The following is a 22,138-nucleotide window of genomic DNA, read 5'->3' as shown; positions in this document are numbered from 1 at the left end:
GGATGAGGTTCGTTAGATTTTGAGTTTGGATCTGAGTCGTCATCGGCAGTAGCCCAAAATCGTGAACTTGTCCCACACCTGTCCCGTCCTCACAGTGCGTCGATAATGTCTCCAGCCAGCAGGGATGATGGATCGCCTCGTAGCAGGGCTGCTCGTTCGGCAGCCTGTCCATGGAGATATACGCCGAACGCGGCGGCTTGCTCCGCGCTGAGCCCTTGGGCAAGCAGACCGGCGATGATGCCGGTCAATACGTCTCCGGCGCCGCCAGTCGCCATGCCGGCGTGCCCGGTGGTGTTGATATACGCCTCGCCGGATGGCGTTGCGATGACCGTTCGTGCTCCTTTGAGCACAAGGGTCACGCCCTGCTCGCGGGCGTATCGTGCAGCGTGTCCAATCCGGTCACGCTGCACCTCCGGGGTCGACATGCCCAGCAGTCGGCCCATCTCGCCAGGGTGCGGCGTCAGGATCGTCGCCGCACTTCGCTGGCCCCAGTCGCGAGGCCCATGTGGGCCAGCGTCTGCCAGCATGTTGAGGGCGTCCGCGTCGATGACGAGCGGACGATCCGTTTGTTGCCACAGACGGCGCAGCCAGTCTGTGTCCCCCTGGAAGCGGCCGAGGCCCGGGCCGGTCGCAAGCACGTCGCGGCTCTCCGCGAGACGCAGCACGGCGCCCGCGGAAGCCGCGTTCCATTCGCCGCTGTCGCCATCGGCGGCGGAAGCGAGCATGAGCTCGGGCACGGTGCCGATGACATGCGGCAGCAGTACCGCGGGCAGCGCCCATGTGGCGAGCCCGCAGCCTGCGCGTAGCGCGGCCTTGGCCGAGAGCAGCCCTGCGCCGCTCATCGGCAGACTTCCTGCGGCCAGCAACACGTGGCCGTAGGTGCCCTTTTGGCCGTCCGGTGCCCGGAGACGGCCTGTATCCACGCGCAGCGCACCGCGCAGCACCTCGTCCGTCAGCAGACGGACCGAGGGGCCATGCTCTGGCGCAAGGCGCGCGGGAATGCCGATGGCGCGCACCACGATGCGCCCCGCGGCAGAAGCGCCCGGGTACTGCACAAGCCCGCGCTTAAGCAGCGCGAGGCATACGGTCACCCGGGCTTGAATGCAGGGCTCGTACACCTCTCCGGTGTCGGCGTCCAGCCCGCTCGGCACATCGGCGGACACGACCGGCTTGCCGCTGTCGTTCGCCGCCTCGATCAGCGCCGCGTAAGCTCCTCGCGGCGCCCCCTGCGAGCCGGTGCCCAGCAGCGCATCCACGATGCCTGTGCACCGGCTGAAGTCCACGGCTTCGCGCCCGTGGACAAGGGCGGGGATGCCGAGCTGCGCAGCGGCATCCCGTTGCACAGCGGCTTCGCCCCGCAGTACCTCAGGGGCATCGGCGTAGACCAATGTCACGCCAAACCCCGCTTCAACCAAATGGCGCGCCGCCACCAGTCCGTCGCCGCCATTATTGCCCTTGCCGATCAGCATGTACCACTGCTGATCACCAGGGCGCTCCATCACCAGCGCCGGATCGGCGATGATGTCGCCACCATAACCGTGCCGATCACCGGGCCCAGTGTGTGCCCGCCGCGCATCTGTCTTGCTGCTATAGCCAAGGTGCCCTGAATCCGCAAGCCAGCCTTCTTCCTGCTCTTCCCGGCACAGCTTGATCACTTCCTCAGCAATGGCTCGTCCTGCATTCTCCATCAGACTCACAGCAGGAATACCCAACTTTTGAATGGTATACTCGTCTACAGCCCTCATCTGTTCAGCCGTTACGATAAACAACGTTCATCCCTCCCCGGAGACAAGTTCATCTCATATCTAAAAGCAACAACTTCGCACCTAAACACTGCATCCTACACGTGTACCGCCATCTTTCTCCCTTACCACATCCAGTTACCATGATGCGCTCCATGTATCATTGGAAGCTCTATCGATCCCCGTAAATGAGACCTAGTCATTCAGCCTTCCAAAGCGCGTCTACGCTTAATAACCGACCGTGAACCGCGATTGAATAAACTGTGGGTCGTCCAGTTCGTCCACCAAAGCGGCTGCAAAGTCACCAACGGAAATGGAGCTTTCCCCGATATCATCCGTAATCACCCGGTTCATGCCAACCCGGAACTGGCCTGTCCGCCGTCCTGTTGTGATCGTTGCAGCAGGACTCATATACGTCCAGTGAATATCCGATGCTTCAATCAGATCGTATGCTGCTGCATGAGCTTTCGCCAGAGGCTTGACTTCTTCCGGGAATCCCGGCGTATCCATCAGCATATCACCGGAATCAGTCAGCAAGCTTCCTGCTCCACCAACCACAACCAGACGCCCTGCTTTTGCACGGCGCACACCTTCAATTAATGAGCGTGTGACTTCCAGCATTTCTTCTTCTTCTCCAAACTTCGGTCCATACGCACTCACTACCACTTCTTGTCCTGCTGCAAAATCAGCCACCTGATCCGGGTTAATCAGATCTCCCTGTTCTACACGCAAACGTTCATGTACCATCTCAATCTTCGACGGATCACGCACTACCGCAGTCACTTCATGACCACGATCCATCAACTCCCACAGTATCGTCTTGCCAATCGCTCCGGTTGCTCCAAAAATCGCAACTTTCATATTCAATCCCTCTTTTCTGTAAATATCATCTCGTCAACTTACCGTTATTTTAATACTTAATCCTATTGTTATATACCTTAAACGGCTCACGCCATCTTAAACCGGATGTGAACAACTTGTAAACCTATCTCTTACAGCTTATATGTAGAAAAATAATCTTTACTTCAACTAGCGGAAGAAGCACCAACACTCTTAAGTATCCCCTCTCTCCGCCAGCACCCAACACGAATCATGAAAAAAAGCCGCTAAATGCGGCTGTACTAAGATAATTTCATACGACATAAAGTTTATCCTTATCTCAAAATTTCAGTTTCCGTTCCGCTAGGTAGTCGGTCCTTCTTCTCCCTGCCTCCACCACATGCCCTCCGATTTCGGGCTGGTGTATTCAAATCCAAATTGAGCATACAGGCGATCAGCCGGAACATCCGCCAGCAGACTGACCAGACCACGGGCAGGTACTGCTTCACGCAGATAATTCATAATCTCGCTCATGATCAGTTTTCCATACCCCATTCCCTGAACATCCGGGTGTACAGCAATATCGACGATCTGAAAGAAACAACCGCCATCTCCAATCACTCGCCCCATGCCTACCAGCATATCTTCTTCACGCAGACATACGGCAAACAGACTATTCGGCAGCCCAATCTCAGCCCCCTCTCTGCTCATTGGACTAAGGCCGGCAATCTGCCGCAAGGCCAGATACTCCACTGCTGCGGGTGGTGTGTGTTCAATATTCACATGATCCATGAATTGTGCCCCTTTCTGCTTGAATTCATCTACTTCCTGTGTAATAGTGAGAGAAAGCTTACGTGAAGCGTGTTTCATGATACGTGAAGTTGGTGCAAAGGAGGAAAAAGTGTGTTTCAACGTTGGATTGAAGATCTAACATCGCGTCCAGGCGCTGTGGCCGTGCTATTTGGAATCATAGCACTGCTTCTGGGGATATACATATGGTCTGCCACTGAAGTTCGCCGTAGCCACGAAAGGCGAATGAGAAGGATACGAGATACATTATACATAAGTACAGCCCTCTTGGGACAACTTACCATCCAGGGAAATCGGAAATATGAACCGTCGGAACATGAACATAACGATCTGATAACGGCAATGTTAGCCTGCAAAGCTGCATCTTACCTTTCCCCTCAACTACAGGATCAGATCCGTGACTGTATCAAGGAACATGACCCTGCCAAACTTGGACTCATGCACAGAGCACTGGAACGAGAATGCACCGTATTATCGGATGAACTCAGCCGGGATACACAAGCAGACCATTGGGGCACAGCAATCTGGACGATCCTTCGGCCCATAGCCGAACCAGCGGCAGTAGCAGCCACAGGGTTTCTGGTCGCAGATCTGGTATTTCGTCAGCGGATGTTGGCCGTCCCTGTGGACTCATGGGACAGCATGTTGCCATGGATTCGCGCGGTTTCCCTGATGATCACAATAATGTTTGGTTATCTGCTCTGGGCCAGCCCACGTCAGGATACGTCGGGTACAATCACCAAAACGCTCTCTTTACTAATTGCGCTATGCTCCTTGATCCATCTGATTGGACTTGTTGCCGCCCCCTATGCCCTTGGACTACAACTGATCTTATTCACCACAGGTTTCGGACTGACCGGAACACGCTCTCGCAGTGATCGTCCATATGCAGGGCATACCGAACTGGAACCAACGAAGGAAGTTTCTACGGAGATTGAAGTGAATACACGTCGTAATCCTGGTACCAACACCGGCGAATAACTTACGCATCCAGCCCATCACCCTTCTCGGCTGGATTTTCTTCGTTCAGGGCGTGTCTTCAAACTCAGGCAATCTATACGATGATGGATGTCAGCGTCCATAAAATCTTAAGGTCCAGGCAGGGTGATCTTGGTGAATAGCCAGACGATTTTCTAAAGAACTCAGGACGTCTTATATGGCCTCTACGTCCTCTTTCAAAATTGTAAAGAACATCAGACACGCTATTCCCCAAAATCTCTCTACAAAAACGCTATAAAATGCCGTACATCACGATATAACGAGTCTCAGATTCCTTATATTCCTGCGGGTGTTTCAAATCCATGAATAAGATGCCTCAGATTCGTTAGCGCGTCGCTTTTGCGACGTCCTGATCGCTTGGCTCACTCATACATTCAGTATGCACGCTTGCCTACTCTGGACCCTTTCATTTATGCCTCAGCTTTCAGTAGGTGTTGAAAACACCCTCTATATACAACGTGTCTATACGCAAAAAGGGCTGGAACTACATTGTAGTTTCAGCCCTTTTCCTATGATCTTTTCTTGCGAAGAATGATCGGAAGATTATTCTGTCATCGAAGTGGCATGTGTAACAGTCTTGGGTTCACTTTATATAATGGATAATTACTTCACTTATTTGGCTACAACATGTGCAATGACACGACCGTTTTCGTACGTGACAGTCACGTCATAACCATCTGCAGTTACACTGTCGAACTCACCTGTAATTCCATTAGCAGTGATTAACGTAATATCTTTGGAACCTTCGATCTTATAGTTGGACAAGTCCAGATTCAGACTTCCTCCATCAATATAGAGCTTTCTGCCAACATTCAGTTGACTTTTGTCATCAGTCACAACCAATTCCAACGTACCCTTATCTATGGTAAAGTTTCTATTCAAGTTGAGTGCTCCGTCAACATCGACGACAACTGTTCCATTTTCTACATACAGATCACCCGTACCAAAAGCAGTCGCAGATTCAGCTACCAGTGTTCCAGCTTGCAGTAACGTTCCGCCTGTGTAGCTATTTTCCCCTGTCAATGTAAGTGTTCCTGTGCCCTTTTTCGTAAGCATTCCTGTACCCGTGATATTATTTCTCCACCAGTCTTCTGCATTGAATCGCCCTTTGGAAGCGTCCATATCCACAGTTACATTGTTCAAGAATGCACCGTATCCATCCGCTGCTGATACCAGATCCAATCTACCCCAACCTTTGGATTCGTCCAGGACAGGATAACCGGAATCAATGGATGTTGTATACAATACTTCCCTGCGTTGCTCATCTGTTAAATACGGTTGGCGTGTTTCTAACAGAGCTTCTGCTCCTTGCGGTACAACTGGAGCCAAACCTTTGGTTCCTGTTTGTGGTAGACCGTACGTCAGCTTTTCTCTATAGAAGGCTTTATTGGCATCGTGATCTTCCCATTTATCCTCATCGTATGCACTTTTGAAATTATAATCCTCTGTTACGGTGTGTGCATATTCATACAAACTCATATTTTTTTCCTTGGCTTCTGCTCCAAATACCTCTCCTGCATTTTCATAGGCCTTCTCTAACAATTCCTTATTCTCAGCCTGATTGAATGCATATGCAGTCATAGCTGTTGCTTGTATTCTTGCACCTATAACATCAAGCGGTGAGTGCATCCCTGCTACAATTCGATTCTCACCCATCTGAGCTGCTCTGGTTAAGAATTCAGAGAATCGTTCTGGCGTAGCGTAAGCAAAAGGAAGCACGGATAAGTATGATGCACTTGTATGACCGCTTGGATATCCGCCGTCTTTTCCTCTTCCATCCTCAGCGATTCGTTTGACATAGCTTAATGCAGGAATAAGTTCAACGTTCGTTTCATATTGTTGGTACTGTTTTTCACCTGTTGTTTTCTTTCCTCCCGAAGCCAAAGGTACTTCTTCCGTCTCACCTTCACCCAATTTTTCCCATACAGGCAGTCCTTTACTATCAACAACCTCTTTCACTTCTCCGTTTGAATTCATTCTCCATGGTCTTGGGGAAGAGTAGAAGTATTTCGCTGGGTTAGATGAGGCAGGAATTTTGAATCGAACCAGATCAACTAAAGCGACCATGTCGGCAAGCTCCGTTTTAGCCCAGTCACTTCCGATACCCTGACTTTCATCTTCCGTCGTTTCTTCTGTCAATAAAATACTCATCTCTTCCACACTTCGTTCAACGTTTGTCTGTGGCTTAACGACATCTACATACGTATTAGCCAACGGACCAAAGGCTTCGATCATGCTATAGATCTTATCTCTTTGGTCATCGTAGTAGGCTGCCAAAGCCTCTTCACCCGTGCGGTTTTGCGTGACATCTTCTACATATTTGATATTGGCTTCCCAAGTCGCTTTATTTCGGATCTCTGCATTCGCAAATGTTTTCTGATCAGCAACTGCTACTGTTGGATCGTTTTTAAAGCCGTCATAATATGGGGTCGGTCCATCGCCATACTTTGCAACCTTATCATTAACTCCAGGTGTTGTTGCCGCTGTTCCATCTCTCCATTCGGGTTGGTTCATGGACCATACTTGATCGAAACCGTCCAAAATATCAATAAACGGATTGGTTTCAGCAATATTTTTCAAGGTGTCGTCTCCGGCATTGGCTCCATGCTCCACGGCAGATAAACGAGCTTCATCTGCTGGGGGATTAACATTCAGTACGGTTGCCGTTCCTTTTGGCTTAGCTGGTTTGGCAGCTGTCGTAGAATCCGTTTCTACAGCCTTAACGAGCGCAGACACTGCTTCGGCACGAGTAATGGAATTAAGCGGTTTGAAGCTTCCATCTGCATAGCCGGCAATAATTTTAGCTGCTGCCGCTCCACCTACAGCTCCCTTGCTCCACACCGCAATAGACGATGAATCACTAAACACATTCGCAGCTGTTTCATTTAACACCAAATTCAGAATGCCAGCGATCACTTTAGCTGCTTCCTGACGTGTGATCGGATCTTGCGGCTTCATGGTGCCATCGGTGTATCCATCTATATATCCATTCGCATTTGCAATAGAAATTGCTTCGTAATACCATGCACTCTCAGACACATCGTTAAAGGTAATTTTAGCTTGTCCGGAATATCCAAAGGCACCGTTTACCAAATTCATAAATTCTGCTCTAGTAATATACGTGTTCGGTTTAAATGAACGATCCAGGTAACCTCGAATTAATCCTTCATCACCCCAGGCTTGAATATTTGCTTCCGCCCAGTGTCCCTTAATATCAGAGAACTGAATCTTCTGATCGGCTGCAAAACTCTTCTCTGCAAATGTCGGACCTACCATAGACAACATTAGAAGTAGTGCCAGTGACTTTTTAAGTGGTTTTCTCATGGCTTGCAAATACACGCTCCCATTATAGTAAATTAATTTTTTGCTTCTGCATCTGCAAATGAGTAAGAAAGACTCTATACAGATGTCTGATCTGCCGTTACTGTAGCATTAGGGAGCGTTTCGCATCTATAGAACAAATTCCGTTTTATATCAAAATCGTACGTTCCGGAGCTTATATCCAAGAAAAATGGGGTTAGATACTACATTTATCAATTAAAGTACCCACTTTTGTAAACGCTTTATTAACTGAAAGTAAATTATGGAGTGGGAGTTTGTTAAATTTCGGTCAACATGATTTCTAGTCCTCGGCCTACTATATAATGATGAAGTTGTTTAGATACGAGAAGTGAAGGGGGAAAAAAGATGCGTAAGCCATTTCAGTCTGTGAGATCCAGGATGGTTTTTTCCTATCTCGCTGTTGTCCTTGTCATCTCGCTTCTTTTCGGTTCCATTTTATATCTCTTCTTCTCCCATCAATACAGCAAAGAAATTCGAATCAATAATCAGCTCTCGCTGAAAAATACCGTCAATTATATTGAAAGCTCCGTCATCCAGAAGGTGAATCAGGTCTATCTTTCTCTGGCTTTGGGCAGCTCTGTCAGTATTGATTTAGATAACATCAAAGGAAACCATGGCAAGATTCTGGACATCGAACAGTTACTTCAAAATAAGGTGCAAAATTATTCCGACCTCATTGAAGCCATTCATGTGTACGATGCGAAGAACCATTGGATGATCTCATCTGTATATGGGCTGTTGCTCTATGAGGACACGCCTTCGATTGCGGATCATACCACGGATTGGATTGTTGCGATGAAAGAAACTGAAGAAAGCTCCTTATGGATGCAGACTCGCATGGTGCCTCAAGATGCGTATATCGAATCATCTGATCAGACCAACGTGAATCCTTTGATTTCCTATGTCCACAGCTACCCGTTTCAATCTTCTGGACAAGACAGTAAGGTCATGATTGCCATTGATATCAAAGAATCAGCGATCAGTCAGATCATTAAAAATATGATTCCTTCCGACTATGATAGTACATTAATCGTAGATCAGGACGGGACCGTCATTTCTGCCGCAGACAAATCCTTGCTAGGTAGCTCCACAGAGGAGAATTTATCTCAGTCGTTGCTCTCCATTCATTCTTCAGATGAGAGCTTCACGCCTGTATTTAACCATGGCTCTTATGTCGTGTCCCAAGATCAATTCAAAGGGAATGGATGGCGGATTTACACCACCACACCCAATAAAAGTTTCTATAATAAATTGGATAGCTTGAAAGAAATCTCAATTCTTCTTTGCTTGTTAGCTATCGCGGTGGGGATTGCGATGTCGTCCATCTTTACGACCGCCAATTATAGCCCTCTAAAGCGAATCCTGAATAATATCAGGAGCCGGATGGATAGCCCCACCAGCCTCAAACAGAATGAATATCGCTTCATTGATACGGCGATTAACAGCCTGTCCAACAAAGTGGATAGTCTGGAGGAAACACTGCAAGCCAATCACAAAATGATTAAGCATAGCATCATGCTCAATATGTTAAATAATCGATTCACACCCGAGGAACTTACGGAGCAACTGCAATCTGTTCACATTTCAATGGCCTACTCTCGCTTCCGTTGTATCGTCATTGACCCCGTCAATGAGAAGTGGAAGGATCTGCAGCCACGACAGTTGCAGCATACGTTGTATACGATGATCCAGCAGCTGGAGATCGCAGAAATGGACGGAACTCAACTGCTGGCAGAGGAATTGCAGGATCACAAAATAGCAGTAATTATCTGTACCAACCAACCCGAAGAACCTCTCTCTGATCACATTGTGGACTTTATTCACACTGAGGCAAGAAACAGGTTCGGTCTGGATTTTGCATTATCACTGGGCGGATGGGTAGAGCATTTCACGAAGATCCACACCAGCTATCATCAGGCGAATACCTTGATTCGATATAGCTATTTCTTTCCCGATCAATCTGCCATTCAGGATCTTGATCTTCTGAACAGGGAAACCAGCAGTTTGGAAATTTCGGACACATACCTCGTAAACTTTGAGAAAAAATTGCAGACTCGTGATGTGCACGGCACAGTTCAGGCCATTCAGGCGTTGGTCGCGACGATAAAGGAAGGCATGTATTCAGCTGAATACAGTCGAATCATATTATTAAAAACGGTCTCCATTTATTCTGAGTGTATCAGTCAGGTGCGTTGGCAGCCCACCGATGCCAGTTCATTGAATTTGTACAAGCAATTTTCATTGTTCTACAATATCAACCGCTATTCGGAATGGATGATCCATCTCGTGACCGAGTTTGTGATGCATATGGAGAAGCGAAGCGAGGTACGGAGTGCGGATACCATCTCGGCGGTCAAAGCCTATATTCACGAGAACTTATCGGGCGATCTCACGCTGGATCATGTCTCAGAACAAGTATTCATCAGCCCTAAATATCTCAGCAAACTTTTCAAGGAAGAAACCGGGATTGTCTATTCGGAATATGTAACGAACCAGAGGATGGAACGTGCACGAGAACTTATGACACAACGCGAAATTACGGTTGAGCAGGTCGCAAATACGGTTGGTTACCGTACCCCTGCTTATTTCATTAAGAAGTTCAAAGAAATTCACGGCTGTACACCGAAAAACTTCATGCGCAGTCTAATGGAACAGGGATCTATATAGGTTCAATTAAAGAAATATTTACACGGACACTCCGATGACAGAATAACCTTCCGATCGCTGTTATTCCCAGATTTCTTTTGATCCCTATTCTAAAGGGGAAATCCGGGAATAAAGGCGCACGCTTCGCTTCTTCAGGTTCTTTCTGTCCTCTCCGTTATTGTGTAAATGTTAAATTGAAGCTATATAGAATTTAAAATTAGTAAAGGAGCTGCTATGAACCTTAACCTTTCAAGAAAGTTATGTCTATATTCCACCATGCTCATCCTTCTCGTATTCACAAGTGGGTGTACCTTTTCAGGGAGAGAAACAGCACAGTTGCAACAGCAGGAACATTCAGCAAGCTCTGAGAAGGATACAGCTCCTCAATATACGATTTCCTGGACCATGCATCAAAATGTCCCTGTTCCTGAGAACGCTGAGATGATTGCCTATATTGAGGATCGGTTTGATGTCAATCTGGAGGTGTGGAACCTTGAGAACAAGCGCTATGAAGAGCTGATGGAACTGGAGCTGGTTCAAGGGAAGATACCGGATCTGTTCCGGATCAGGCAGCCGCATGATCTGCTCAAGTATCAGATGCAAGGGGTATTAGCGGAAATCTCCCCGGATGTCCTCGAACAATATGCACCGAATATTGTAAAGCGAATCCGCGATTATGATTCACGTTACTTGGAGTACGGAAAAATAAATGGCGGCTTATATGGGATTCCGGTCATCAATCAGACTAATATCTATCGAACCCCTGTCGTATACCGAGAGGACTGGCTTACGCGGCTTGGTCTGGATGTTCCGAAGACATTAAATGAATTCGAAACGGTGATGTATGCTTTTGCCAAAGATGATCCGGACGGAAATGGTAAACAGGATACGTATGGCCTATCCAAAGAGGGCTTGAACGTTGTATTTGGCGCTTTTGGACAGTCCGTTTTTACCGAGCAGCTGTACTTTAATGAAAAAAACGACCAACTCGTAATCGGCGCTTTGGAGCCTGAGATGAAAAAGGCCCTGACTTATATGCAAAAGTGGTATCGGGACGGGATTATCGACCCTGAGTTTATAACCGGCGAGAATAAAGGCGGCTATAAGCATCTATCCCATGCTTTTATTAATGGCAAAATTGGGATGACCTCGATGGGCAACTACTATCATTGGAATCAATCGGGAGATTACAGTGTCCCCAACGAAAATGGCCAAGAAACTCCAGTGAGAGCCTCGTTCAATGTGAATGAGCTGCTACAGAAGAACGCAGCTGCAGAGATTGTATTTGGTTCTCCTGTTGTTGGTCCAGATGGACAGAGCGGTTCTAAAGGAAATAATCTGTTGATGAATTTTATTGCTATTGGAGCTGAGGCTGCGAACGAGCCGGGGAAACTGGAGAAAATTCTGGAGATACTGGATTATGTAAGTGCCAACCCCGATCCGGCCGAGCAGATCAAAATGGAGTATGGTCTTCCAGGAAAGCACTGGGACTGGAGCACTGAACCTTCAAGATCGTTTCATTTACTCCCTCCATATAGCAGTATGGAGAATTACACCAATATGATTGGCTCAAGTATCGGCATGACGGTTCCTGGTACGCCTTCGGACAAACGTGAACAGTGGGCTGCATCTGCAGGATTAACGGAGCGTGGTATCTATAATCGCCTGGAGGTTGCAACCCCTGCCCTGATTCAATATTCAGCTGAGTTGATTCGCATGAGAGACAGAGCGTACATCTCCATCATCACTGGCGATCAGCCTGTGGGTTATTTCGATACGTTTGTGGAAGAATTCATGGATGCAGGTGGGCAACAGATGTTACTTGAAGCGAATGACTGGTATAAGGAGAATTTGGAGATAAATCCTGCCCAATAGGCGGGACGTATTGGAAGCCACGTCACTCTCTATCCCTTCGCACTCGCATTGGATCCGCGCAGGGATCGGGGTGAAGCGCTTCGTGCAGTGCTGCCGGATTTGGAGGTGCTGCCTGAGGGCGTATTTTCAAAACGCTTGCGCTCGGTCCGCTCCATCTGTACAATCTGACCTTCGTGTACCACGATGTGTAATGAACCAAACTCCATGTCATTCAGCTGTCCGGCAATTCGGTCCAACCATACCTCATCCACTTTTAACGGCTTAGCCATATAGCCGCCTCCTCTTCTCGGGCTACTGCCCGCTATAGTCCTCGATGCGTTATCATCCAACCGATTTATAATTCATTCTTATCCAACCTATATACTTGGTTTATACATTAGCAGGGCTTCCAGTAGCTGTCAATCTGTATTTTCTTCTTCTCATATTATGAAATTGATTCGCTTTGTATCACTTTTCTGAAACCGCTTTGTGTCCAAGCCAGCTCTTGAGCAGCAATGTGGCGAGAGCGAGAATAAGTAATAAGGACGCTACGGCAAACGAAGCCGAGAATTGATATTCGTTATACAAAATCTCCACATGCAGCGGCAGCGTATTCGTCTCCCCGCGGATATGTCCTGACACCACAGATACCGCTCCGAACTCGCCCATAGCACGGGCATTACACAGAATAATGCCGTACAGCAGCCCCCATTTGATGTTGGGCAAAGTCACACTCCAGAAGATTCGCCACCCGGAAGCACCCAGCGTAACCGCCGCTTCCTCTTCCCGGGTTCCCTGGTCCTCCATTAGTGGAATCAGCTCCCTCGCTACGAAGGGGAAGGTAATAAACAACGTTGCAATGACAATGCCTGGCAGCGCAAAAATGATTTTGATATCATGCTCGGACAGCCACGGCCCAAACCACCCATTCGAACCAAAGACCAATACAAAGATCAACCCGCCCACCACAGGCGAGATCGAAAAAGGAAGATCAATCAGGGTGATCATGAGTCCCTTGCCCTTGAATTGAAACTTGGTAATGACCCAGGCAGCGGCCACACCAAATACCGTATTCAGCGGCACGGTAATCGCCGCAACCAATAACGTGAGTTTCAACGCTGACATGGCATCCGGTTCGGTAAGAGCCGCGATATATACGCCCCAGCCTTGCTTCAGCGCCTCCATGAGCACGATTGCCAGCGGTAGAATCAGCAGCCATATCAATACCAGGCTCGCCAATCCGATTAACAACCATTTGACCCATGGAGCTTCCGTCGTTGCACGGTTTGTTCCACGGCCGGTCTTCACAGGTGGAACAGGGCTCAGTGGGATGGAACCCGCCATATGCTGCACCTCCTTATGTTTGGGTGAGTGACATCTGTTTGTACCCTTATTCCATCTTGCTTCATCGTCATGCCCTGCCCGCCTTCCGGCTCCAACGCTGCAAGGAATTAATGATCAGCAAGAGAATGAAAGAGACCAGTAGCAGTAATAAAGCCACGGCTGTAGCGCCTGCATAATCGAATTGCTCCAGCTTGGCCATGATCAGCAAGGGGGCAATTTCTGTTTTCATCGGCATATTACCTGAGATAAACACAACGGAGCCATATTCGCCAATGCCCCGGGCAAAAGCCAGAGCAAACCCGGTCAGCAGCGGTGGAATCAGATCCGGCAGCAGAATGGTACGGAATATCCGCCATCGCCCTGCTCCCAGTGTGGCAGCCGCCTCTTCGACCTCCGCCTCCAGTTCCTCCAGCACAGGCTGCACTGTACGCACCACAAATGGAATTCCGATAAACATCAGCGCCAGCGTAATCCCGGCCTGCGAATAGGCCAACTTGATACCCAAAGGCTCTACAAACTGTCCAATCCAGCCATTGCCGGCATAGATCGCCGTAAGGGCAACCCCTGCTACTGCCGTTGGCAAGGCAAAGGGCAGATCAATGACTGCATCAAACAGCCTTTTACCTGGGAATTCATACCGAACAAGCACCCATGCCAGGAGTAACCCCAGCACGAGATCAATCAGGGCCGCTGCGCCTGCGGTCAGGAAGCTGACCTGGAAGGAAGCCAGCACTCTGGGGTTGGTCGCAACCTCAATCATGGTTGCCCACGTCAGCCCTGTGGAGTTAAACAACAGCGCAGCCAATGGAATAAGTACAACCAGGCTCAGGTAGAGTACACTGTAACCCATCGTTAATCCGAATCCCGGCAATGTGCGTCTCCGCGCTACCATCACCTTGCTCATGCACGTTCATCCTCTCTGCCTTCAGCCGGTAAGGCTGGTTGGCCGCTCACAGCGCGATTGATCGGTTGTTCATTGGACAGAGCAACCTTAGCTGCCTGGAACATAGATCTGGTCGAAGATACCACCGTCATTGAAATGTTTGGCTTGGGTATCCCGCCATGTTCCAAATACATCATTCAATGTGAACAGTTCAAGCTCCGGGAACTGATCCTTGAATTTTTCCTCCACGCTATCCAGCGTTGGGCGGTAATAATTTTCAGCAGCAATCGTCTGTCCCTCTTCACTGTACAAATATTTCAGATAGGCATCCGCCACGTCGCGGCTTCCTTTTTTGTCTGCATTTTTGTCCACAATCGCTACCGGTGGTTCAGCCAAAATACTGACGGAAGGCACAACAATATCGAATTTGTCCGGACCCAACTCTTTTACAGATAGGAAAGCTTCATTCTCCCAGGCAAGCAGCACATCACCGATGCCACGTTCAACAAACGTCGTCGTAGAACCGCGAGCACCCGAATCCAGCACAGGCGCATGTTTGAACAATTCTCCAACGAATTCCTTCGCCTTCTCTTCGTCATTGTTATTTTGCTTGAGGGCATATCCCCATGCTGCCAAATAGTTCCAACGTGCTCCGCCGGACGTTTTGGGGTTCGGGGTGATGACTTGTGTATCCCCTTTGATCAGATCATCCCAGTCCTTGATGCCTTTTGGATTGCCTTTACGTACAAGGAATACAATCGTAGAGGTATACGGCGCGCTGTTATGCTCGTATTTATCCTGCCAGCCTTCGTTAATCAGACCTTTATCTTCAATCGCATCAATGTCGTATCCCAATGCCAGCGTCACCACGTCCGCATCCAGTCCGTCAATGACAGAACGACTCTGTTTACCCGAGCCCCCGTGGGATTGCTTGATGGTCACTTCCTGGCCTTTCTCTTTCAACCAATGCGCCGCAAACGCTTTGTTATATTGCTCATAGAGTTCCCGCGTTGGATCATAGGAAACATTCAGCAGTTCGATAGCCTTGGCGCCTTCTGTGCCGCCTTCCGCTCCCCCTGATGTTCCTGCCGCACTGGACCCGCCGCTATCCGATCCGCATGCTGCCAGAACTCCTGTTAACACCAGTGCCAGACCAACCAGAATACCCTTGTGAATTCTCTTTTTCATTAAATAACACTCCCCCGATATAGATCTGCATGACTACCTCAGGCCGGCTGAACAGGATGTAACGCCCCATAAAAAAACAAGAAGACGGAGGAACCCCCGCGCACTTCTCCCCATAAAGTCATGCCAGCTTAAGGCCGTGCATGCTTCATCCGGTAAGGATGCGCTACGGTGTTCCTCCGTCTATACGGTGAGAACGTTATTCTGTTCAGGTTGCATTGTTGCATGTGTCTGTAAAATGACCGCTCTCACAATGAAAACAGATTCATTTTTTATTATTCCTACCTGTTTAGTATGTTATATACGTATAATAAAGGCAGTCTATATACCTGTCAAACGTTTTTTCCGATTTTTACCGGATTTCTGCACCAATGGCAAAAAAAGAGGAGCAACGAACCAACGTCCGTTGTTCCCCTCAGCGATTCCCATCCTTCGCTGTCTAGTGTAAACATGGGCGGAATTGGGCCGCCCTGCCTAGTCCATTCCTCATCTGCCCGCATACCGGATATTGGGTACCGGTGGTGTGCTCATGCCTTCTCCCAGATAGAAACCGGTATGCGGCGGTTGATTGTAGGCTACATTTTGCCAAGCGACGCCAAGACGGTACACCGGATCATGCATCAGCGTGTAGATGCGTTTGTCCGTAACTGCTGTTGTGGTATAGATCCGCAGCGCTGAGCTGTCATTCGTCCGCCATACCACTTCTTCTCTCCAGTCCCCGAACAGATCGGCCTGTAGATTCGGCGTAGACTTGGTTCCGTTATTGGACGATACGCCGGATGCGGTGAGCAGGTTCACCGTTGTGCTGTTGGCATAGTTCCACTTGTCGATTCGGTTGCTGTCCAGCAGTTCACGGAGCAGATCCCCATCCCACCAGATGCCAAAATTCGTGGAAGACGGCAGGGTTGTTCCGAGTTTCTGCCCTTTGGCTGTGTACAGACTGCCGTCTGCCCATACTTCAGCGCCTTTATATCTTGGATCGATATCTGCTGCCATGCCGCGTCCAATATCCTTCGTTGTTTTGACTCCCCAGATTAACTGACCTGTACCTGCATCACGGAATTCCACTCCGGCATTGGATGGTGTCTCATGAACCTGAAATACCTCAAGTCCGGGGCGATCCGGGTCCAGATCACTCAGATGCATGGCATCCCCATGATGAAGTCCTGTTGTGTACAATCCTTTGCCGTTGTCATCTACCGCCATGGCACCATAGACGATCTCGTCTTTCCCATCCCCATCCACGTCCGCCACGCTCAGATTATGATTGCCCTGCCCAGCATAACCCGAATTACCGGATGTATTGGAATCAAATGTCCATTGTTTGGTCAGCTGTCCATTCCTCCAGTTATAAGCCATGAGCACACTGCGCGTATAATACCCGCGAGCCATGACCAGACTTGGCCGCTCCCCATCCAGATAAGCAATGGCGGCAAGGAATCGGTCTACCCTATTGCCGTAGTTATCTCCCCAGTCGGACACATTGCCGCGTGCCGGTTCATAGTTCACTGTGGAGAGCGCTTTGCCAGTCTGCCCATTGAATACCGTCAGGAATTCGGGGCCAGACAACACATAACCGCTGGAATTGCGGTAATCCTTGCTTGCATCCCCGATGACCACACCAGTGCCATCCTTGGTGCCATCGGCCGTTTTCATTGCGACCTCGGCTTTGCCGTCACCGTCGAGATCGTAGACCATGAACTGGGTGTAGTGAGCACCCGCACGAATATTTTTGCCCAGACTAATTCGCCAGAGGCGTGTTCCGTTTAATTTGTAGGCATCGATAAAGACTTCCCCCGTATAACCGCTCTGAGAGTTATCCTTGGCGTTGGAGGGGTCCCACTTCACGATCAATTCATACTCACCATCACCATCCAGGTCACCTGCACTGGCATCATTGGCACTGTAGGTGTAGGCTACTCCATCGGGCGTTGTACCACCTGCGGGTACACTAAGCGGTACAGATAGATAGTTGTTGCCCCATACGCTCGCTGCCGCAGAAGCAGCCTGCTCCGTTCCACTGACTACAGCGCGAACCGTGTATTTGGAACTGCTTGTCCCGCTTGCATCCTGAAGGTTGGTGCTGTTCGTTATGGGTGATGCGTTCACCTTGGTTCCATCCCGATAGACATTAAACGATACATTCGAACCTTCCGTACCCAAGAGTCGCCAACTGACAAACACACCTGTCCCGGTCTTTACAGCAACCACACCGCGATCCAGAAATTCCATCTGCCTTGCACCTGCTGCATGCGTTACTGGCGTGTTGCCCAAGCCAAGCGAAGTAACCAACAACGCGGAACTCAACAACGATACTCCGGCTGTACGTAATGTGCGCTTCCACAGTGATGATCGATTTCCCATAAACAATTGCCTCCCCAATTGTATTGGTAAGCCCGATGCCCTTGTAGCGCCATCTCTTATGTAAGCGCTTTAATATATTCATTTTAAATTAATCATATAATTCCATCTATAGGTCTAATTTAGTAATTAAAAGAAAAATTTGATGTAGATAATAAATTTTCATAAAAAAAACAGCACTCTCAATAAATTTGAGAATGCTGTTTAAACCACTTGAATAACAATTTTCATTACTACTAAAATTAGCCGCCACCTGCTCCATGTCCCATTAATGTATTGATTATAGGGTTCATTACAATTAAAACACTACATAGAGTCAACAAAAACGATACTTTTTTCTGCATTGATCCGATGCACCTCACTTGTTAGAGATTTGAATTTCTGTTTTGCAACTGAATCGGCCTGATCCCTGTATTGCTCAAACAAGGTCATACACGTGATAATATTCCGATCACTATTTATTTTAACTGAAAAATGCAAACCTTCCAAAATTAGATTAATTGCATTACGCCGTTGATTTGTAAGATTATATACTCCTAAATCACTTAAAAACTGTGCGTAACTCTCACCCATAATCGCATGATTGTACTCCCCGAATTCCGTCTTGTTTGTACGTAGGGGAATATGATCAGAGAAGCGATCCAAAATGTGATCAATGTTAACGCCAAATTTATTTGCAGCTCGGACTATATATCGAAGTGCAATGAAAATTTCGTCTTTACGTCCCTCAATATAATCCGCATAATCGGGAATAACATCCACTTCTCCAGACATTAAACGATAGAGATACGTATTGGCTACAGCCCACTCTTCAAACTGCTTCAATATACGACGGGATTCTTCATCGTTCTCTTTCACCCATCTTTGTCCGTCAGCATATAACTTCACAAAGTCCAGTGCTCGAACATAGTCCCTGTGTTCCTCATATACAGTGGATTGGATCAGCCAGGAGTATAGTATATAAAAATATAGGGGACGCTCTGTCCGTTTCATCTCCTGATTCTTACGTTTGCGGTTGTTAGTTGCCTCATACTGGATCTGGGCTAAAAGCAACATCTTGTCAGAAAGCTCGCTAACCTTATTCCATTTATGAACTGCCATAAACACATGAATCAAATGTTTCAGCGCATCCAGTTGATACGACTCATCCAGTCGATCCACATAGGGCTCGAACAAGATAGCCATCCTTAGATTTTCCTCCAGGTTCTCACCTTGTCCAATTAGAAACATGCGATACTGACACATGGCAAGCCGTTCGGAATGCTGATATTTCTCAACCTCACTCACACTCTTATATAACAATGCCGCGGCAGACCACTGATTTCGTTCAAACAATTGTTCTGCCATCTCAAATAGTTCTGTCGCATAATCCAGGTCGTCCAGTAGCCGATGAAGAATCTGCTCAATGCAGTCCAGCCGATTCAGTTCGGCACTTCGGAGAATGAACGGTCTGATCCGCCGCATGGATACGGAATAAGCGAAACATTCCTCTACATAGTCGGCAAAAAAATGATCCGCTGCCACGTCCATTCCGGATGAGATCGCTATTAGTTGGCTCACGGATATGGGACGATTCCCATGTAAAATACGACTAATTGTGCCTGTATTAATGCCAGATACTTCCGAGAATCGGGAGAGCGTCATGCTGTTCTTATCCATAAACTGGGTTAATTGCTCCCGAATTGAATTTGCAGGTTCCAAGGAAAGCACCACCCTTCGTGCAACATCCAGATTTTAGGTTTCATCACTATATATTCTGATCATAATGAACGTTCGAACGATGGTCAATAAAAAAATGTGATAATTGCCACTATTTTCAAGTTAATTGTATAAAAAGACTAAAAAAGCTGTAAAACCATGCGTTCCCCCATGATTTCACAGCTCATAGATCACTTTTCAGATGTAATATTCCACTTACACTTCTAACTTCACCGTATTACAACTCATACCACAGGCGCAATACATACCGGACGAGGCAGTTCCAGCTTGAACCCGTTATGCGTCAGACGTCCGTCTTCTTCACTGATCTGGAAACCTACGAGGTTATTGCTGTCCTGGTTCGCCACCACCAGAATGCCACCTGGAAGCAGGTTGAAGTTACGCGGTGTCTGCCCAATCGTGGACGTCCATTCTACGGCTTCCAACTTACCGCTCTCCTGATCAATGTGATAGAGTACGATGCTGTCATCTCCCCGATTGGATGCATACAGGAAACGACCACATGGAGATACACGGATGTCTGCAGCCGTACCCTCTCCTTTATGCCCTTCTGGAAGTGTCGAGATGTGCTGCAACGTAGTGAACTCACCTCTGCGCTCATCGTACAGGAATGCGGTAACCGTGTTGTCCAACTCATTGATTACATAAGCCCACTTGGAGTTGGGATGGAACACAAGATGCCTTGGACCAGCCCCTGGCGGCTGATTCATCTCACGATGCGTGACCAGACGTCCTTCTTCCAAACGATACACAATAATCTGATCCAGACCGAGGTCACATACGACAGCATATTGTCCGGACGGATCTGGCTGGATGGAGTGTGCATGCGGCCCTTTCTGGCGTTCTTCGTTGATTCCACTTCCCGTGTGCTCCACCCATGCACTCATCTCTCCGAGCGTCCCTTGATCGCCTACCGGGAATACATTGACACTGCCGCTGCTATAGTTGGATGTGAATACCCATTGACCATCCTTCGAGACAGACACATAACATGGGGAAGCCCCTCTGGTCTGCTTTCGATCCATCAGGTGCAGTTCACTCGTTGCCGCATCTCTCCGATAGACCAACACCTCTCCCTCGTCCGTCTCACTCGCCACATATAGACAGTTTCCATCGGGGCATAGCGCCAGATAAGAAGGATTGCTCACACCCTCCATGTGATTCACGATTCGCATCTCTCCTGTATCCGCATTCAACGCACATAGGAATATGCCTGGTTCTTCCGATGAAGCATACGTACCTGTATAGAAAAACGTTTCCTGTGTTGTGACTGGTTCCATATCTAATCTCTCCCTTATCCTGTATATTCATTGATCTGATTCTTCCCACTGGTATGTACTTACCCAATTCACGGGCAACTGCTTCACTTCCTATAACGTGGCTTTCTAAATTATCATAACCGGTGAGCGCTCTCATTCTGTCATTGACTCCCTTATTCCCTCTCACCATAATACAGAGTATGAGACCTAACAACAGACCACCCATACTTCGTAAATCAGACGGATTTCGTATGCAAAAACTCATTGTGCTTCCGGACTCGCTGCTGCAAGAAGCCGCAGCTTATCCCGTCACGTCCGGGTTATACGTTACGGATATCGGTTACTTTCACGAAGCAGAACATCATTACCGTGATCGTCCCGATGGTTGTGAATCACATATTCTGATGTACTGTGCCCAAGGCACAGGCTGGTATACGATAGATGGCGGCAAGACATATGAAGTACGCCCGGGAAACCTCATCATATTGCCTGCACATGTTCCTCATGTATATGGTGCCAACGCAGCTGAACCATGGAGCATCTTCTGGATTCATCTACGCGGGGAACATGCTTTATCCTACATAGAACCATTGCTAACCCATCATATTTCTAGTATGCCACCAGCCAAGGCTCAGAAATGGCTTGAGCTTTTCCATGAATGTTACGGCGCGTTAGAGACGGGTTACTCCATACAGACGATGACTTATGCCTCCCAGATTATTGGTTATATGCTCGGCATGCTCGCTCATGGGCCAGAAACGACAGGAACAGATGGCGGGGGCGTCAGTAGCAAACGTGCGGCTGAACAATCTGTCCAGTATATGCTGGAGCATCTAGAGAACGGAATCACCCTCAAGGAACTGGCGGCACACGCACGGCTGTCTGTCCCTCATTACTCACAGTTGTTCAAGCAAGCTACCGGGCATTCGCCCATCGATTATTTTCTGCGGCTCAAGATCCAGCATTCCTGCCGCTATCTGGATTTTACCGATTGGACCGTGAAGCAGATCAGTTCCGAGCTTGGTTTCAAGGACCCCTACTACTTCTCCCGTCTGTTCAGCAAAATGATGGGACGTTCACCCACGGATTATCGAAATAAATCCAAAGGTTAGAGACCTTGACTTCACTTAACCCTTTCTGAATGATCATGAATTCAGTTGGAAAATTGCAGCAAC

The 22,138-nt window shown here is 48.2% G+C and carries 15 protein-coding genes; 4 read left to right on the top strand and 11 right to left on the bottom strand.

Going from position 1 to position 22,138, the window contains the following annotated elements; genetic code table 11:
* Positions 1 to 89 precede the first annotated feature (89 nt).
* The 3 genes from WFI24_RS21770 to WFI24_RS21760 form a co-directional block, all read right to left on the bottom strand.
* Positions 90 to 1,769: an NAD(P)H-hydrate dehydratase gene (locus tag WFI24_RS21770; RefSeq protein ID WP_336764162.1), complete on the bottom strand. Its 1,680-nt coding sequence runs from the start codon at positions 1,767 to 1,769 to the stop codon at positions 90 to 92.
* Positions 1,770 to 1,970: 201 nt separating this feature from the next.
* Positions 1,971 to 2,603 carry an NAD(P)-dependent oxidoreductase gene (locus WFI24_RS21765; protein ID WP_145325614.1) on the bottom strand — a complete coding sequence of 211 codons (633 nt, stop codon included), beginning with the start codon at positions 2,601 to 2,603 and terminating at the stop codon, positions 1,971 to 1,973.
* A gap of 321 nt (positions 2,604 to 2,924) precedes the next feature.
* Positions 2,925 to 3,353 (bottom strand): GNAT family N-acetyltransferase, encoded by a 429-nt coding sequence (locus WFI24_RS21760; protein ID WP_145325615.1) that lies wholly within the window; start codon positions 3,351 to 3,353, stop codon positions 2,925 to 2,927.
* A 111-nt stretch (positions 3,354 to 3,464) separates the two neighbouring features.
* Between WFI24_RS21760 and WFI24_RS21755 the strand changes: the two genes are divergently transcribed.
* Positions 3,465 to 4,352 (top strand): hypothetical protein, encoded by an 888-nt coding sequence (locus tag WFI24_RS21755; RefSeq protein ID WP_336764157.1) that lies wholly within the window; start codon positions 3,465 to 3,467, stop codon positions 4,350 to 4,352.
* Between the two features lie 630 nt (positions 4,353 to 4,982).
* Here WFI24_RS21755 and WFI24_RS21750 read toward each other — a convergent pair.
* A complete protein-coding gene (locus WFI24_RS21750; RefSeq protein WP_336764282.1) occupies positions 4,983 to 7,694 on the bottom strand; it encodes an S-layer homology domain-containing protein in 2,712 nt (903 codons plus the stop codon).
* A 363-nt stretch (positions 7,695 to 8,057) separates the two neighbouring features.
* On the opposite strand from WFI24_RS21750, the gene WFI24_RS21745 reads away from it, so the two are divergent.
* Positions 8,058 to 10,379: an AraC family transcriptional regulator gene (locus tag WFI24_RS21745; protein WP_336764155.1), complete on the top strand. Its 2,322-nt coding sequence runs from the start codon at positions 8,058 to 8,060 to the stop codon at positions 10,377 to 10,379.
* A gap of 315 nt (positions 10,380 to 10,694) precedes the next feature.
* Positions 10,695 to 12,233, top strand: a complete 1,539-nt coding sequence (locus WFI24_RS21740; RefSeq protein ID WP_336764153.1) for an extracellular solute-binding protein — start codon at positions 10,695 to 10,697, stop codon at positions 12,231 to 12,233.
* Positions 12,234 to 12,262: 29 nt separating this feature from the next.
* Here the strand turns inward: WFI24_RS21740 and WFI24_RS21735 are convergent, their stop codons facing one another.
* The 7 genes from WFI24_RS21735 to WFI24_RS21705 form a co-directional block, all read right to left on the bottom strand.
* Positions 12,263 to 12,502, bottom strand: coding sequence for a YezD family protein (locus WFI24_RS21735; protein ID WP_145325619.1), 240 nt, complete (start codon positions 12,500 to 12,502; stop codon positions 12,263 to 12,265).
* Positions 12,503 to 12,680: 178 nt separating this feature from the next.
* On the bottom strand, positions 12,681 to 13,556 hold the full coding sequence (gene cysW, locus WFI24_RS21730; protein WP_336764150.1) for a sulfate ABC transporter permease subunit CysW: 876 nt from the start codon (positions 13,554 to 13,556) through the stop codon (positions 12,681 to 12,683).
* Positions 13,557 to 13,623: 67 nt separating this feature from the next.
* Positions 13,624 to 14,460 (bottom strand): sulfate ABC transporter permease subunit CysT, encoded by an 837-nt coding sequence (gene cysT, locus WFI24_RS21725; protein WP_145325621.1) that lies wholly within the window; start codon positions 14,458 to 14,460, stop codon positions 13,624 to 13,626.
* Between the two features lie 87 nt (positions 14,461 to 14,547).
* Positions 14,548 to 15,627 carry a sulfate ABC transporter substrate-binding protein gene (locus WFI24_RS21720; RefSeq protein ID WP_145325622.1) on the bottom strand — a complete coding sequence of 360 codons (1,080 nt, stop codon included), beginning with the start codon at positions 15,625 to 15,627 and terminating at the stop codon, positions 14,548 to 14,550.
* 483 nt (positions 15,628 to 16,110) lie between these two features.
* Positions 16,111 to 17,988 (bottom strand): rhamnogalacturonan lyase, encoded by a 1,878-nt coding sequence (locus WFI24_RS21715; RefSeq protein WP_442956247.1) that lies wholly within the window; start codon positions 17,986 to 17,988, stop codon positions 16,111 to 16,113.
* 303 nt (positions 17,989 to 18,291) lie between these two features.
* Positions 18,292 to 19,686, bottom strand: coding sequence for a helix-turn-helix domain-containing protein (locus WFI24_RS21710; protein ID WP_336764146.1), 1,395 nt, complete (start codon positions 19,684 to 19,686; stop codon positions 18,292 to 18,294).
* Positions 19,687 to 19,928: 242 nt separating this feature from the next.
* A complete protein-coding gene (locus tag WFI24_RS21705; protein WP_336764144.1) occupies positions 19,929 to 20,984 on the bottom strand; it encodes a lactonase family protein in 1,056 nt (351 codons plus the stop codon).
* Between the two features lie 230 nt (positions 20,985 to 21,214).
* On the opposite strand from WFI24_RS21705, the gene WFI24_RS21700 reads away from it, so the two are divergent.
* Positions 21,215 to 22,075 carry an AraC family transcriptional regulator gene (locus WFI24_RS21700; protein WP_336764142.1) on the top strand — a complete coding sequence of 287 codons (861 nt, stop codon included), beginning with the start codon at positions 21,215 to 21,217 and terminating at the stop codon, positions 22,073 to 22,075.
* Positions 22,076 to 22,138 lie beyond the last annotated feature (63 nt).

Source organism: Paenibacillus sp. USHLN196 (assembly GCF_037144955.1).
Taxonomy (GTDB): Bacteria; Bacillota; Bacilli; order Paenibacillales; family Paenibacillaceae; genus Paenibacillus; species Paenibacillus xylanexedens_C.
This window is presented reverse-complemented; position numbering and strand designations above follow the sequence as displayed.

Bases quoted from the DNA above. Each gene is read 5' to 3' on its own strand.
- cysW (WP_336764150.1), bottom strand. From the start codon at position 13,556: ATGGCGGGTTCCATCCCACTGAGCCCTGTTCCACCTGTGAAGACCGGC.
- WFI24_RS21765 (WP_145325614.1), bottom strand. From the start codon at position 2,603: ATGAAAGTTGCGATTTTTGGAGCAACCGGAGCGATTGGCAAGACGATA.
- WFI24_RS21735 (WP_145325619.1), bottom strand. From the start codon at position 12,502: ATGGCTAAGCCGTTAAAAGTGGATGAGGTATGGTTGGACCGAATTGCC.
- WFI24_RS21750 (WP_336764282.1), bottom strand. From the start codon at position 7,694: ATGAGAAAACCACTTAAAAAGTCACTGGCACTACTTCTAATGTTGTCT.
- WFI24_RS21720 (WP_145325622.1), bottom strand. From the start codon at position 15,627: ATGAAAAAGAGAATTCACAAGGGTATTCTGGTTGGTCTGGCACTGGTG.
- WFI24_RS21760 (WP_145325615.1), bottom strand. From the start codon at position 3,353: ATGGATCATGTGAATATTGAACACACACCACCCGCAGCAGTGGAGTAT.
- WFI24_RS21700 (WP_336764142.1), top strand. From the start codon at position 21,215: ATGCAAAAACTCATTGTGCTTCCGGACTCGCTGCTGCAAGAAGCCGCA.
- WFI24_RS21715 (WP_442956247.1), bottom strand. From the start codon at position 17,988: ATGGGAAATCGATCATCACTGTGGAAGCGCACATTACGTACAGCCGGA.
- WFI24_RS21705 (WP_336764144.1), bottom strand. From the start codon at position 20,984: ATGGAACCAGTCACAACACAGGAAACGTTTTTCTATACAGGTACGTAT.
- WFI24_RS21745 (WP_336764155.1), top strand. From the start codon at position 8,058: ATGCGTAAGCCATTTCAGTCTGTGAGATCCAGGATGGTTTTTTCCTAT.
- cysT (WP_145325621.1), bottom strand. From the start codon at position 14,460: ATGAGCAAGGTGATGGTAGCGCGGAGACGCACATTGCCGGGATTCGGA.